Source organism: Pararhizobium mangrovi, assembly GCF_006516965.1.
Taxonomy (GTDB): Bacteria; Pseudomonadota; Alphaproteobacteria; order Rhizobiales; family Rhizobiaceae; genus Pararhizobium_B; species Pararhizobium_B mangrovi.
The window spans coordinates 175,546-189,173 of the sequence record NZ_VHLH01000001.1 but is presented as its reverse complement, the minus strand read 5'-3'; the positions used below and the strand labels follow the sequence as shown (position 1 = coordinate 189,173).

Genomic DNA, 13,628 nt, shown 5'->3' with positions numbered 1-13,628 from the left:
GGACGCCGACGCTTTCTCTTCGTTCGTGATCTTTAGAGCCGATCAAGCCGTCGGTTCAGCCGAGCACTTCCTTCACGGCTTCGGCGGTCGCGTCGACAATGGTCTTCGCCTCGTCTTCCGTCAGGCAGAGCGGTGGCGCGAAACCGAGAATGTCGCCCTGCGGCATTGCCCGGCCGATGACACCACGCTTGAGAAGCGCTGCGGCGACCGCCGGACCGGTCTTCTTCGACGCGTCGAAGAAGGTGCGGTTCGCGCGGTCTTCGACGAACTCGACGGCGCACAGCATGCCTTCCCCGCGAATGTCGCCGACATGGGGGTGGTCGCCGATCGCCTCGTTCATCAGGCGATTGAGCGTCTTGCCGACCGTACCGGCGTTTTCGACGAGGCCGAGCTTGTCGATCAGTTCGAGATTGGCGACGCCGGCCGCCGCGCCGATCGGGTGGGCCGAATAGGTCCAGCCATGACCGATCGGTCCGCTCTCGTCGGAGCCGCGCATAAGGCCTTCCCACACTTTGTCGCCGATGATGGACCCCGAAAGCGGCGCATAAGCCGACGTCAGGCCCTTGGCGATGGTGATGATGTCCGGCTTCATGCCGTAATGATCGGAACCGAACATGGTGCCGAGACGGCCGAAACCGGTGACGACCTCGTCGGCGATCAGCAGGATGTCGTACTTGTCGAGCACGGCCTGGATCGCGCTCCAGTAGCCTTCAGGCGGCGGCACGATGCCGCCGGTGCCGAGCACCGGCTCGCCGATGAAGGCGGCGACCGTCTCTGGGCCTTCGGCAAGGATCATTTCCTCGAGCTTTTCGGCACAGAAAGCGGAGAACTCTTCCTCGCCCATGGAAAGGTCGGGGCGGTGGTAATAGTACGGCGCCTCGGTGTGCTTCACCTGTTCGAAGGGAAGATCGAACTTCTTGTGGTAGAGGTGAAGGCCGGTCAGCGAGCCCGTCATCAGGCCCGAGCCGTGATAGCCGCGCCAGCGCGAGATGATCTTTTTCTTTTCCGGCCGGCCGAGAATGTTGTTGTAGTGCCAGACGAGCTTGATGTTCGTCTCGTTGGCATCCGAGCCGCCGAGGCCGAAATAGACCTTGCTCATGGCGGCCGGCGCACGGTCGAGGATCATCTTCGAGAGCGTGATCGAGGCCTCGGTGCCGTGACCGACATAGGAATGGTAATAGGCCAGTTCCTTCGCCTGCTTGGCGATCGCCTCGGCGATCTCCTCACGGCCGTAGCCGACATTCACGCAGTAGAGACCGGCGAAGCCGTCGAGCAGCTTTATGCCATCGCGATCCTCGATATGGGCGCCCTTGCCGCCTGTCAGGATACGATTGGCGGCCTCGCCGCGCGCGAACTGCGCGAGATGCGTCGAGGGATGAAAGAAGGACTCACGGTCCCATTCCGCCAGTTGATCGTTCCTGAGCATCGTCTTTTCCTTTTCGAGCGTGCGTTTGTCGGCAACCGTCTCAGCCGATGTCGCGGCAGACATACTTGATGTCGGTGAAGGCCTCCATGCCGTGGCGGGATCCTTCCCGACCGAGCCCGGAGAGCTTGACGCCGCCGAAGGGGATCGGCGCGCCGGTGATCTTGGTCCGGTTAACGGCAACCATGCCGTATTGCAACGCGCGCGAGATGCGGGCAATGCGCGCGGCGTCCTGCGTATGCAGATAGGCGACGAGGCCGTAATCGGTGTCGTTGGCGCGGCGGACGGCCTCCTCCTCGTCGTCGAAGGAGGCGATGGCCGCGACCGGCCCGAAGGTCTCTTCGTGGAAGATCAGCGATTGCACGTCGACACCGGCAAGCACCGTCGGCTCGAAGAAGAGCGGGCCTTCCGCGTGGCGATGGCCGCCGACGAGGACCTTCGCACCGCGTCCGACGGCGTCCTCCACCTGTGCGACGAGCTTTTCGACGGCGCGCTCGTGCATCATCGGGCCGATATCCGGATCGGTGAGGCCACGGCCGACGGTGAGTTCGGCCGTACGCCGTGCGAATTTTTCGCAGAATTCGTCGTAGAGCGGCGCTTCGACCAGGATACGGTTTGCCGCCAGGCAATCCTGTCCGGAGGTCGCGAACTTGGCGATCATGGCAGCCTCGACCGCCTTGTCGACGTCGGCATCGCCGAAGACCAGGAACGGCGCATGGCCGCCGAGTTCCATGACGAGACGCTTCATCGTGTCCGCACAGTCGCGATAGAGCTTCTGACCGACGCCGGTGCTGCCGGTGAACGAGAGTGCGCGCACCCGCATGTCGGCCGACCAGGCCGAGACGATCGGCTCCGGCGCACCGGTGACGACGTTGAAGACGCCGGCCGGGAAGCCCGCACGATCGGCGAGTTCGGCGAGTGCCAGCGCGGAAAGCGGCGTTTCGCTCGCCGGATGGCAAACGACCGTGCAACCGGCGGCAAGTGCCGCTGCGGCCTTGCGGGTCAGCATGGCGGAAGGGAAGTTCCACGGCGTGACGAGAGCGGCAACGCCCACGGGCTCGCGGGTGACCTCGAACTCCGCGTTTTCGAGAGCCGGCGTGATGCTTTCGACGGAAAGCCGCTTGGCCTCCTGCGCGTAGTAGTCGATGAAGTCCGCCGCATAGGCGATCTCGCCGCGCGCCTCGGAGATCGGCTTGCCCTGCTCCAGCGACATGATGAGTGCGAGGTCTTCCATCGCCTCGATCACCAGCGCGTGCCACTGACGAAGGACCGCCGCGCGCTTCAGCGCGATCAGGCCGGACCAGTCGGGGAAAGCGCGCGCGGCCGCGTCGACGGCACGCGTGGCGTCCTGCTCGCCGAGCGCCGGGACGCTCGCGAGCCATGTGCGCGCGGCCGGATCAGCGACGTCGAAGGTGTGGCCATCCTCGTGTGCGCGCCATTCGCCGTCGATATAGGCGAACTCGCGCAGGAGCCGCGGATCGGCGAGCCCGCCGAGATCGGCCGAACGCACGGTCTTGCGTAGATCCGTAGCCTGGATGCCCATGGAATCAGTCTCCGCTTTTCATTCGATGGGAAGATGTTAGGCGGCCGACCGAAGAAAAGCCTGCTGAATTGCCGGTGCCGAGAGACGGCTCTTCTGTTTTTCCGCGATTGCGAAGAAGACTCTTCGCCGGACGGCCATGCTCAGGGGTCACGATCGGGCCCGGCCGATAAACTTCGTCCGGAGAAGGCCGATTCAGGCGACGGAGGCGCGGTCCCGGCGCGAACGCACGGCTTGGCCGAACGCTTCGAAGAGCGCGCGATTGAGGGGGTTCGTCTGTGGATCGTATTCGGCGTGCCACTGGACGCCGAGCGCGAAGCCCGGCGCGTCGGCAATACGGATCGCCTCGATCGTATCGTCTTCGGCAATGCCCTCGGCGATGACGCGCCCGCCGAGTTCCAGCGCAGCTTGGCCGTGCAACGAGTTCACGCGGATCTCGTCGCTTCCGAACAGATTGGCGAAGACACCGTCGGGCGTCAGCCGCACGGCATGGCGGTCGGCGAAGACGACGTCGGGATCGGGATGGATCTCGCCGGTTTCCAGGCGCGGCATGCGATGGTTCATGCGCCCGGGCACGTCGCGGATTTCGGGGTGAAGCGTTCCGCCGAAGGCGACGTTCATCTCCTGCATGCCGCGGCAGACGCCGAAGAGCGGCACACCGCGCCTTACGCACGCCTCCACCAGCGGCAGGGCCAGCGCATCGCGTTGCTCGTCATAGGGCTCGTAGCGCGAATCGACCTCGGCATGGAAACGCGTGGGATGCACGTTGGCCCGCGCGCCGGTCAGCAGGATCCCGTCGACGCTGTCGAGGAGGTCCTCGACCGACACGAGGTCGGGGTCACCCGGAAACATCAGCGGCAAGGCCCCGGCGACCTCGGCGACGGCACGCATGTTGCGCTCGCCGACCGTCTGCGCCCAGAACCGGTTCTCGATCTTGAAGGCGTTGCCGATGATGCCAATGATGGGTTTGGTCATCCATTCCCTCGTTTTCGGGCTGCGGGAGCGTCGTGGCCCGTCACGTGCGCGCAAGATGCGAATGCCGCATACACCCCATCACGAATAGCGTCCGGCAGGGACGCCGCGCAAGTGCCGCAAGCCGGCTTATTGCCGCAGTGCACTATTCATGGCCGTGATCATTCAGGACCATCATCATTCAGACAGGCATCATTCGGGATCGGCTTCGGGAAGCTGCCGAATATTCGTGCCGGTCTTCACCGGCTTCGTGACGACGTGCGTGTAGTAACGCCTCAGCCCGATATCGGCGACGAGGAGCCGGTCCACGAGCCGCTGATACGCGTCGATGTCCCGCGCGACGACCTTGAGGAGGTAATCCATGCCGCCGCCCACACCCCAGCACTCGACGATTTCCGGCGTATTCCGGATCACGTCCTCGAAACGCTCGACGTCGTCCGACCGGTGGCTGTCGAGTTGCGCCTCGACGAAGACCACCGTCGAGGGGCCGAAAAGATCCGGTGCCACACGTGCGCCGTACCCTTGGATGATACCGGCCTTTTCAAGCCGTTTCACGCGTTCCCAGGTCGGCGTCGGCGAAAGGTTCACCCGTGCGGCGAGCGCGGCGGAGGTGATGCGGCCCTCCTTCTGAAGGATCGAGAGGATCTCGAGATCGCGTTCGTCCAGGCGGAAACGTCCCTTCGCGGTCATCGGCCGGTGTCTTCCCTCTCGTGCCGGCGCGACGATGCGCATGCGGATGATTTCAACGAATGCCGGAGCGGGCTCGCCTTTTTGTCACGCGTTCCCGTGTCCGGCGTGCCTGGCTGCACACGGCCCACCGCCGGATGCTGCGACGGTAGCAAATCGCCACGGCCGTTCAAGCCGTCTTCCGGTGAAACCTCAGGCTTCGGATGGGGCGTCGCCGGTATCCAGACCCTCGATCCGGTGCGCGCCGGTAAAGACCTCGAACGCCGAACCGCGCGCGCGCGCCAGAAGGGTGATGCCCGCCTCGACCGCCGTTCGCACGGCGAGTGCGGTCGGCGCGGAGACGGCGATCAGAACGGGGCTGCCCGCGACGGCGGCCTTCTGCACCATCTCGACCGAGACGCGACTGGTGATCGCCAGCGCACCGGCCGAGGCGTCTTCGCCGTTTCTCGCCATCGCGCCGACGAGCTTGTCCAGCGCGTTATGACGGCCGACGTCCTCGCGCGCGAGAACGATGCCCCGTTCGGCCGTATGGAACGCTGCCGCGTGCACCGCATGGGTTTCGCCGTGAAGCGGCTGATGCCCGGCGAGCCCCTGCATCGCGTCCAGAACCGATATGGCCGGAAGCCGAAACCCTTCCGCTCCGACACGCGGAACGGGTCGCTTCGCTTCGGCGATGGTCTCGATCCCGCACAGGCCGCAGCCGACGGGGCCGGCCATGCGCCGCCTTCGCGCCTGCAGGGCCCGGTCGGCGGATGCTACGAGCGCCATGCGGCAGTCGATCCCGTCCTCGACCTCGACGATCTCGAGTTCGGCAATCTCGCCCGGCTTGGAAACGATCCCCTCGGTAAGCGCAAAGCCGATGGCGAAATCTTCGAGATCGGCAGGCGTCGCCATCAGCACCGCATAGGACGAGCCGTTGAACGACATGGCGACCGGCGTTTCCTCCGGCACGCGCCGAGTACCGCGGCGGATCGCGTCCGGGTTCCAAACCACGCGGGAAAGCGCATGACTGGCTTCGGGAAGCGGCATGCGACGTTCCTTCCTTCACCGGTCGATCGTTTCGCGCTGCCGCCGACCGTGGTTCTGGAACGGTCACGATCCCTGGCCGGACGAAGGCGCGGACAAACGACAGCGGGAACGCCGCGATCAGACGCTTCCGAGCCCCGACGGCGCGACCTTACGCCTTCGATGCAAGGATGGCGACCTCGGCCGCGGCGACCGACGGAAGCGGCATGCCCCAGCAGCGAACCGGGATTTCCTTCTGCACACCGTTGCGATGATTGAAGAAGCCATGGTCGCGACGCGGCACGTCGGCCGATCGCACAAACGCGGTGCGTGCCACGACCGCAAGGCGTGGCGGTTCGTTCGGCTGGCTCTTCATTACGACCTCCCGCGCCGTTTCGCCGCAACAGGCGAGGACGACGGCGCCACTGACCCGGTTAAGGACTTTGACCAAACTGCGACCGGCCGTCAAGTCGCCATGGGCAACGCCTATCCGCCCCATGTCCGTTCGAGCACGCGCAGCCAGTTCTCGCCGCTGACGAGGCGGATCGTCTCTTCGGAATGACCGCGCTCGCGCATGGCGCGCTGCAGGGCGGGAAGACCGGCACAGTCGCCGATCTCGCGCGGGATGGAGGCGCCGTCGAAGTCCGAGCCGAGGCCGACATGCGCTTCGCCCATGACGCCGATCATATGGTCGATGTGGTCGACCATCGTCGAAACCGGCGTATCGGCGTTCATCTTCCCGTCGGAACGCAGGAAGCACGCGCCGAAGTTCAGCCCGGCGATGCCGCCGCTGTCACGCACGGCAGCGAGCTGTTCGTCGGTAAGGTTGCGCGGATGGGGACAGAGCACATGCGCATTCGAGTGGCTGGCGATCAGCGGCGCGTCGCTGATTTCCGCCACGTCCCAGAAGCCGCGTTCGTTGATGTGGGAGAGATCGACGGCGATGCCGCGCGCATTGCAGGCGCGCACGAGTTCGCGCCCCTTCTCCGTCAGCCCCTCGCCGGTATCGGGACCGGCGGGAAACCGGAACGGCACGCCGTGCGCGTAGAGCGTCGGCCGGCTCCACACGAGGCCGAGCGAACGAAGGCCGGCGGCGTAGAACACGTCGAGCGCACGGAACTCGGGATCGATGGCTTCCGCGCCTTCGAAATGAAGGACCGCGGCGATGGCGCCGGCGTCCATCGCCGCACGGATGTCGGCAACGCTGCGGCAGATGCGAAAGCGGCCCGCCGATGCGCGCTCGATGCGCACGAGAAGCGCGATCATGGAAAGCGCGTCCGGCAGGGCTGCGGCCTGCTCGATCGCTTCGGGCAGCGGCATGTCGTAGTCGAGACCCTCGCGTTTGGGTCCCTTTCGACGCGTCTTGCGTCCGCTCGGCGGCACGAAGACGGCGAAGAGGCCGCCCGCCAGACCGCCGGCATGCATGCGCGGCAGGTCCATATGCCCGCCCTCGCGACCTTCGAGGAAGGCGCTCACCGGATCGTCGAACTTGCCGAAGAGCAATTGCAGGAGCGTGTCGTTATGGCCGTCGAAGACGGGAGGGAGATCGGATTCCGGCATGCATGGTTTCCTGTTGGAAGGACGGTGGGCGGCGGTGCGGGCCGAAGGAAAGAGATTAGGGCGCGCAGGCCGCGCAGGTTCCGCGGATTTCGACGATGGTGCGCTCGGGCGCGAAGGCCTGTTCGCGAGCCCAGCCTTCGAGGCGCTCCTCGACACCGGCATCGGAGAACTCGCTGACCTTGCCGCAGGTCTTGCAGATGGCGAAGGCGATCAGCCGGCTGCCATGTTCGTGCGGATGGGCGCAGGCGACGAAGGCGTTGACGCTCTCCAGCCGGTGGGCGAGGCCCGCCTCGATCAGCTTGTCGAGCGCACGGTAGATCTGAAGCGGCGCCTTCAGGCCCTCGCCGCGCAGCGAATCAAGGATCGCGTAGGCGCTGAGCGGGCCTTCGGATGCGCTCAGCGTATCGAGCACGAGCGCCTGATTGCGCGTGAGATCGCCGCGCTCGGCGCCGGTATGCGCATGGGAATGCGGTGCCACGGATGCACTTTCCTGTCTTCGATCCACGGGAGGCCGCCCTTCGCGGCCCGTCCCTACAAGGTAAGGGCCGGCGGCGGCGGCACAAGGCTTTCTTCGCCAAGGACGAAGTCACGGGCGGAATGCCGGTGCAAGCGGCGTGCCGGACGAGGGTGTGTACGGAAAAGCGGCCGCGATTGACGGGGCTGCGAAGTTCATGTCTTCTGCGGCCAGACAAACGAAGCGGTCGGACGATCAAGAACTGCCGACGGGGAACGACATGCACGATACGGCATCCGGCGCCGAGGCCGGACTGCTCGAGGTGCGCGGACTCGCCAAGAGTTTCGGCGGGCTGCGGGCCATCGACGACTGCACCCTGAGCGTGCGCAAAGGCACCATCACCGGCCTCATCGGCCCCAATGGCGCGGGCAAGACCACGCTCTTCAATCTCATCACCGGCTTCTTCCAGCCCGATGCTGGAGCGGTGCGCCTCGACGGCGACGACATTACCGGCCTGAAGCCGAACGCGATCTTCGACAAGGGGCTGTGCCGCACCTTCCAGACGCCGCGCGAGCATCCGACGATGTCGGTCCTCGAAAACCTGATGCTCGTCGCCTCGAACCAGACGGGCGAACAGTTCTGGAACTGCTGGTTCCGCTCGGGCGCGGTGCGCCGGCAGGAAGAGGAGATCCGGGCGAAGGCGATGGAGGTGCTCGAATTCGTCGACCTGACCCGGCTCGCCGACGAATATGCGGGCAAGCTTTCGGGCGGCCAGAAGAAGCTCCTCGAACTCGCACGCATCCTGATGACCGAGCCGAAGATCGTGCTTCTCGACGAGCCGGGTGCCGGCATCAACCGCACGCTGATGAAGCGGCTTTCGGAAAACATCGAGACGCTGCGCGAAGAACGCGGCATCACCTTCCTGCTCATCGAGCACGACATGGATCTCGTCATGCGGCTTTGCGACCCCGTCATCGTCATGAGCGAGGGGCACAAGCTCATGGAAGGGCCGCCTGAAAAGGTGCAGAACGACCCGCACGTGCTCGAAGCCTATCTCGGAGGGCAGTATGCCGGCGCTGCTGACGGTTGACACCATCTCCGCCGGCTACGGCGACAGCGAGATCCTGCACGACGTCTCGATGGAGGTACACGAAGGCGAGATCGTGTCGATCATCGGCCCGAACGGGGCCGGCAAGTCGACGCTGATGAAGACGGTCTTCGGCCTGCTCCACCCCAAGAAGGGCTCGATCCGTTTCGGCGAGCACGACATTTCGCACCATTCGCCCTATCGCATCGTCGAGGTCGGCATGTGCTACGTGCCGCAGGTCGCGAACGTCTTCACCGACCTGACGGTGGAGGAAAACCTCGAGATGGGCGCCTTTCTTCTGAAGGGCGGCGACATCGGCGCGCGCAAGGAGCGCATCTTCGAGCTTTTTCCACGGCTGAAGGAGCGCCGCCGCCAGCGCGCCGGCAAGATGTCCGGTGGCGAACGGCAGATGGTGGCGATGGGCAGCGCGCTGATGCTCGACCCGAAGCTCGTGCTGATGGACGAGCCTTCGGCCGGGCTCTCGCCGAAGATGGTCGAGGTGATCTTCGAGCGCATCGCCGAAATCAACCGCCAGGACGGGCCGGCGATCCTGATGGTCGAGCAGAACGCGCAGCTTTCGCTGCAGATGGCCCATCGCGGCTATGTGCTGGCAAGCGGCGAGAACCGTGTCGAGGGGACCGGCAAGGACCTGCTCAACGATCCCGAGGTCGCGCGCCTCTACCTTGGCGGGTAAGGCCGGCATCCGTGACGATCGAAGGTCGAGAAATGGAGTGGTCATGAGCGCGAACGAAGCGACGGCATCCGAAGCGGGTCCGGCCGGCATTCCCGCGGCGGGCAAGCGGCGGCGCGACATCGCGGCGAGGCTGCGCAGCCGGCCGGTCTTCGCCGGCATCCTCGTCGTGATCCTCGTCCTTTTCTGGGTGGCCGGATACGCCAGCGGATCGTCGTTCGGCGAACTTCTGTCGCTGACGGTCTGGGGCGTGATGCTCGGCGGCATCCTCTCGCTCGGCGCGATGGGCGTGACCCTCGTCTACGGCGTGTTGAAGTTCCCGAACTTCGCGCATGGCGCACTGCTGACGATCGGAGCCTACACCGCCTATGTCGTCGCCGGGCTCCTGCCGCAAGGGGCGCCGCTCAGACCGTTTTCCTTCGGTTGGGAACTCATCGTCGCGATGATCGTCGCCCTGCCCGTCGTCGCGATCGTCGCGCTCGTCGTCGACCGTATTCTCTTCCGCCGCCTGCGCGGACGCGACGCCTCGCTCGTGCTCTTCGCGATGGCTTCGCTCGCGGCAACCTTCTTCCTGCGCAGCGTCGTCTACCTGATCTGGGGATCGGACTTCTACTTCTACTATCCCGGGCGCGCGAATCCGGCGCTTCACCTGCCTTTCGACATCCGCATCCAGGCCGATCAGATCTTCGTCTTTGCGCTGGCGATCGCGCTCGTGGCGGCGACCTACGTCCTTCTCGAGCGCACCCGCATGGGCAAGGCGATGCGCGCGACGGCGAACAATCCCGATCTCGCGCAGGTGCGCGGCATCAACACCGAGCGCGTCATCGCCTGGACATGGCTGATCGCCGGTGCGCTGGCGGCCGCCGGCGGCGTCATGTACGGCCTCGCCTCGCAGCTTCGCCCGGAGATGGGCTTCTTCCTGCTCCTGCCGATCTTCGCCTCGGCGATCATGGGCGGTCTCGGCAGTCCCGTCGGTGCGCTCGTCGGTTCGATCATCATCGGCATCGCCGAGCAGCTTTCCGCCTCCTTCATCAATCCGGCCTATGGCCCGGCCGTCGCGTTCGTGCTCATGATTCTCGTGCTCGTCGTGCTGCCGCAAGGCCTCTTCGGCCGCTCCGGGGAGTAAGCGCCATGACCGATGCCGAACTGGCCAAGGCCTCCCTCATCTTCGTTCCGCTCTTCCTGCTCGGAATGATGGTCATTCCGGTGCGCGCGATCTTCAGGGTTCCGCTCGCCGTGGTCGCGGCCTTCGTCGTTTCCCTCCTGCTCGTCGCCGGCCTTGCCACCGGCACGCTCACCTATCTCGTCTCGTTCTCGACGATGGCGGCGATCTACGCGGTGCTGTGTCTCGGGCTCAACAGCCAGTGGGGACTTTCGGGCCACGTGAACTTCGGCGTCGCCGGATTCTTCGCCATCGGCGCCTTCACGAGCGCCCTCTTCACGACATCGATGCCTTCCGGCGCGCTCGCCGCCTATTCCAAACAGGCGTTCGGGCTCGAAATGCCGTTCCTCGTCGGCGTCCTTGCAGCCGGCATCGTCGCGGCGATCATCGGCTTCCTCGTCGCGATCCCCGTGCTTCGGCTTCGCACGGACTTCCTGGCGATCTCGACGCTCGGTATCGCCGAGATCATTCGCCTGATCTTCCAAAACGAGCGGTGGCTCGCCAACGGGCCCCAGCCGCTGCGCGGCATTCCGCAACCGCTTTCCTGCGCGCTCGCGCAACCCGCCTGCTCGTGGCTGCCGCAGCCGATCGTCGACTGGCTCGCGCCCGTCGGCCCGCGAAACTACATCTTTCTCTATTTCGCGATCGTCTCGATCATCCTCGCCGTGATCTACCTGCTGCTCGAACGCATCTCCCGTTCGCCGTGGGGTCGCGTCCAGCGCGCCGTGCGTGACGAGGAGAATTCCGCGGCGATGAACGGCAAGAACGTCACCGGCTTTCGCATCCAGACCTTCGTGATCGGCTCGTTCATCATGGGTGTGGCCGGCGCGCTCTATGCGCACTACACGGTCAGCATCGACTACAGCCACTTCAACCCGCTGTTCGCGACCTTCATCGTCTGGGTGATGCTGATGCTCGGTGGCAGCGGCAACAACAAGGGTGCGATCCTCGGTGCCTTTGCCGTGTGGGCGGTGTGGACGGGTACCGCCTTCCTGATCGATTTCGCGACGCCCGCCATGCAGGCGATCTCCTCCGACCTGCCCTCGCGCAGCGCCTATTTCCGCTGGCTGCTGGTCGCGATCCTGCTCGCCGCGATCGTGCTCTTCCGTCCGCAGGGCCTGATCCGCGAACGCAAACTCGTTTCGGACTTCCTGGCCCGCAATACACGCAGGAAGGCGTGAGCGGCGTTGCCTTACGGCCGTTCGTTTCCGGCGAAGACACACGGTGGCTCCGCGAAGGGGATCGGATAAGCCCCCCTGCGCCATGACGTCCTCTTCATGCAACCGGGTCCTCCTCACGCGCCGACGGCATCCTCGGGCTCGACCCGAGGATCGAACCACTTTTCCACACGATCGATGTCTCGGGTGCCTGCCGTACGCTCGGTCTGCGCTTCCTTCGGCACGCCGATCGTTTCGAGACGGGGTTGGATCCTCGGATCGAGCCGAGGATGACGAAAAGCAAGACAGTGCCGTCTTCCTGGCGGGTCTCGCTCCCATGGCTGCGCCGAGGTGACAGCAAGGTTGTGTTCCCTACGACGGGCATCGCCTCATCAGACCACCGGGAACGAAAAAGCGGGCGCCGATCGACGCCCGCTTTCTTTTTCGGCTTCGAAAACCGCTGGATCAGGAAGACGGGATCTCGGAGGCCGGAACGACCTTGACGGTTTCCGTTCCGTCCTTGGTGAACTTCCAGATGCCGACCGGCGTCTTCACGTCGCCGTTCTCGTCGAAGTTCACGGAGCCGCCGGCGCCGACATAGTCCACGTCCTTGCCGTCGGCGATCGCCTGGATACCCTTGGTGATCGCATCCTGGCTGCCGGCGACGATCTTCTCGCCGGGATCGTTGGCGACCGGCCGCATGTTCTGCGCGAGAACCTTGCCCGTGATGTCGCTCGCCTGCTTCTTGCCGTCGGCAACCGCCTTGGCCATTGCGAGGCCGATCACGATGGCCGCGTCGTAGGTCGTCTCGGTGAAGGGCGGGATGCGGTCGTGGCTGAAGGCCTTCTTGTAGGCGTCGGCGAACGACTTGTAGGACTTCGATTCCGGATCGGCCGTCGGCACCGTGCCCATCTTGCCGTTCAGGACGTCGCCGCCGACGGCCTTCATGACTTCTTCCGACCGATTGGCATCGGTGAACTGGAAGTTCGTGAAGTTGAAGATGTCACGCGCTTCCTTGAGGATCGCGGCGGTGTGCGCCGGATAGGTCACGGCAACGACGAGTTCCGGATCGCCGTCGAGTGCGGTCTGGATCTGCGACTTGTAGGTCGGCTGAACCTCTTCGGGGTGCGCGACCTGCTGCAGAACCTTGCCGCCGCGCTTCTCGAAAGCATCCGCGAACGCGTTCGAAAGGCCCTGGCCGTAGGGGTTGTTGATGTAGATCGTCGAGACCTTCGAGTATTTGTAGTCCGATATGATCTTGCCCGCGGCAAGCTCTGCGGCGACGACGCCCTGGAGCGCGTCGGAGGGGCTCGTGCGGTAGAGAAGGTCGGTGTCGGCATCCTCCGGCAGCACCGAGATCAGCGGCGACGTGGCGCCGTTGGCGACCTGGAGCACGCCGGCCGGGATCGTCACCGACGTCGCGACGGCGACGGTCACACCGCTCGACCAGGCTGCGATCAGGGCCGGAACGCCGTTGGCTTCGACCATCTTGCGCGCCGCGCTGATGGCGGGCGTGGGAAGCGTTGCGGAATCCTCGGTCATGAGGCTGGCGATGATCGGACCGCCGAAAGCCTTCTTTGCGGCCTCGTTGATCTGGTCGACCGCCATTTTGGCGGCGTCGCGGTAATATTCACCGTATTCGGCGCCGGAACCGGTGAACGGAACGAGCTGGCCGATGGTGATCGCCGGCGGGCCGTCGGCCGACCATGCGAAACGGGGCAGCACCGCATTGAGGGAGAGTGCCGCACCGGCCGCCGTCGCGCCCTTGAGCACCGTCCGGCGGTTCGTGAATATCTTGCCACCATTTTTATCCATGAGATTCCCCTCGGTGTGAATTGGCAACACCGGCTCTTTCCGATGCCGCCCGATACGATGATGGGGCAGCGGCGG

At 65.3% G+C, this 13,628-nt stretch carries 13 protein-coding genes; 4 read left to right on the top strand and 9 right to left on the bottom strand.

Features of this window, described 5'->3' with window-relative positions:
- Positions 1-55: 55 nt before the first annotated feature.
- From FJU11_RS00930 to FJU11_RS00895, 8 genes are all read right to left on the bottom strand, one after another.
- Positions 56-1,426 (bottom strand): aspartate aminotransferase family protein, encoded by a 1,371-nt coding sequence (locus FJU11_RS00930; protein ID WP_141165123.1) that lies wholly within the window; start codon positions 1,424-1,426, stop codon positions 56-58.
- 40 nt (positions 1,427-1,466) lie between these two features.
- Complete coding sequence (locus FJU11_RS00925) at positions 1,467-2,966, bottom strand: NAD-dependent succinate-semialdehyde dehydrogenase (RefSeq protein ID WP_141165122.1); 1,500 nt, start codon at positions 2,964-2,966, stop codon at positions 1,467-1,469.
- 192 nt (positions 2,967-3,158) lie between these two features.
- A complete protein-coding gene (locus tag FJU11_RS00920; RefSeq protein ID WP_141165121.1) occupies positions 3,159-3,938 on the bottom strand; it encodes a gamma-glutamyl-gamma-aminobutyrate hydrolase family protein in 780 nt (259 codons plus the stop codon).
- A 189-nt stretch (positions 3,939-4,127) separates the two neighbouring features.
- Positions 4,128-4,625 (bottom strand): Lrp/AsnC family transcriptional regulator, encoded by a 498-nt coding sequence (locus FJU11_RS00915; protein WP_141165120.1) that lies wholly within the window; start codon positions 4,623-4,625, stop codon positions 4,128-4,130.
- Between the two features lie 189 nt (positions 4,626-4,814).
- Positions 4,815-5,651 carry a formate dehydrogenase accessory sulfurtransferase FdhD gene (gene fdhD, locus FJU11_RS00910; protein ID WP_141165119.1) on the bottom strand — a complete coding sequence of 279 codons (837 nt, stop codon included), beginning with the start codon at positions 5,649-5,651 and terminating at the stop codon, positions 4,815-4,817.
- Between the two features lie 148 nt (positions 5,652-5,799).
- A complete protein-coding gene (locus FJU11_RS00905) occupies positions 5,800-6,003 on the bottom strand; it encodes a hypothetical protein (RefSeq protein ID WP_141165118.1) in 204 nt (67 codons plus the stop codon).
- A gap of 110 nt (positions 6,004-6,113) precedes the next feature.
- Entirely contained in the window at positions 6,114-7,187 is a 1,074-nt protein-coding gene (locus FJU11_RS00900; RefSeq protein ID WP_141165117.1) for a dipeptidase, read from the bottom strand.
- A 55-nt stretch (positions 7,188-7,242) separates the two neighbouring features.
- Positions 7,243-7,665 (bottom strand): Fur family transcriptional regulator, encoded by a 423-nt coding sequence (locus tag FJU11_RS00895; protein WP_141165116.1) that lies wholly within the window; start codon positions 7,663-7,665, stop codon positions 7,243-7,245.
- Positions 7,666-7,954: 289 nt separating this feature from the next.
- On the opposite strand from FJU11_RS00895, the gene FJU11_RS00890 reads away from it, so the two are divergent.
- Genes FJU11_RS00890 through FJU11_RS00875 form a run of 4 tightly spaced genes read left to right on the top strand, consistent with a single transcriptional unit; the run spans position 7,955 to position 11,762 of the window.
- Entirely contained in the window at positions 7,955-8,731 is a 777-nt protein-coding gene (locus FJU11_RS00890) for an ABC transporter ATP-binding protein (protein WP_216629286.1), read from the top strand.
- Complete coding sequence (locus FJU11_RS00885; protein ID WP_141165114.1) at positions 8,709-9,422, top strand: ABC transporter ATP-binding protein; 714 nt, start codon at positions 8,709-8,711, stop codon at positions 9,420-9,422. Before FJU11_RS00890 ends, FJU11_RS00885 begins: the two co-directional genes overlap by 23 nt.
- Positions 9,423-9,465: 43 nt before the next feature.
- Positions 9,466-10,545: a branched-chain amino acid ABC transporter permease gene (locus FJU11_RS00880; RefSeq protein ID WP_181407988.1), complete on the top strand. Its 1,080-nt coding sequence runs from the start codon at positions 9,466-9,468 to the stop codon at positions 10,543-10,545.
- A gap of 5 nt (positions 10,546-10,550) precedes the next feature.
- A complete protein-coding gene (locus FJU11_RS00875; RefSeq protein ID WP_235890707.1) occupies positions 10,551-11,762 on the top strand; it encodes a branched-chain amino acid ABC transporter permease in 1,212 nt (403 codons plus the stop codon).
- A 441-nt stretch (positions 11,763-12,203) separates the two neighbouring features.
- Here FJU11_RS00875 and FJU11_RS00870 read toward each other — a convergent pair whose 3' ends face one another.
- Positions 12,204-13,553, bottom strand: coding sequence for an ABC transporter substrate-binding protein (locus tag FJU11_RS00870; RefSeq protein WP_141165112.1), 1,350 nt, complete (start codon positions 13,551-13,553; stop codon positions 12,204-12,206).
- Positions 13,554-13,628 lie beyond the last annotated feature (75 nt).

Excerpts from the sequence above, each read along its gene's own strand:
- FJU11_RS00930 (WP_141165123.1), bottom strand. The coding sequence starts at position 1,426 with ATGCTCAGGAACGATCAACTGGCGGAATGGGACCGTGAGTCCTTCTTT.
- FJU11_RS00925 (WP_141165122.1), bottom strand. The coding sequence starts at position 2,966 with ATGGGCATCCAGGCTACGGATCTACGCAAGACCGTGCGTTCGGCCGAT.
- FJU11_RS00920 (WP_141165121.1), bottom strand. The coding sequence starts at position 3,938 with ATGACCAAACCCATCATTGGCATCATCGGCAACGCCTTCAAGATCGAG.
- FJU11_RS00915 (WP_141165120.1), bottom strand. The coding sequence starts at position 4,625 with ATGACCGCGAAGGGACGTTTCCGCCTGGACGAACGCGATCTCGAGATC.
- fdhD (WP_141165119.1), bottom strand. The coding sequence starts at position 5,651 with ATGCCGCTTCCCGAAGCCAGTCATGCGCTTTCCCGCGTGGTTTGGAAC.
- FJU11_RS00905 (WP_141165118.1), bottom strand. The coding sequence starts at position 6,003 with ATGAAGAGCCAGCCGAACGAACCGCCACGCCTTGCGGTCGTGGCACGC.
- FJU11_RS00900 (WP_141165117.1), bottom strand. The coding sequence starts at position 7,187 with ATGCCGGAATCCGATCTCCCTCCCGTCTTCGACGGCCATAACGACACG.
- FJU11_RS00885 (WP_141165114.1), top strand. The coding sequence starts at position 8,709 with ATGCCGGCGCTGCTGACGGTTGACACCATCTCCGCCGGCTACGGCGAC.
- FJU11_RS00880 (WP_181407988.1), top strand. The coding sequence starts at position 9,466 with ATGAGCGCGAACGAAGCGACGGCATCCGAAGCGGGTCCGGCCGGCATT.
- FJU11_RS00875 (WP_235890707.1), top strand. The coding sequence starts at position 10,551 with ATGACCGATGCCGAACTGGCCAAGGCCTCCCTCATCTTCGTTCCGCTC.
- FJU11_RS00870 (WP_141165112.1), bottom strand. The coding sequence starts at position 13,553 with ATGGATAAAAATGGTGGCAAGATATTCACGAACCGCCGGACGGTGCTC.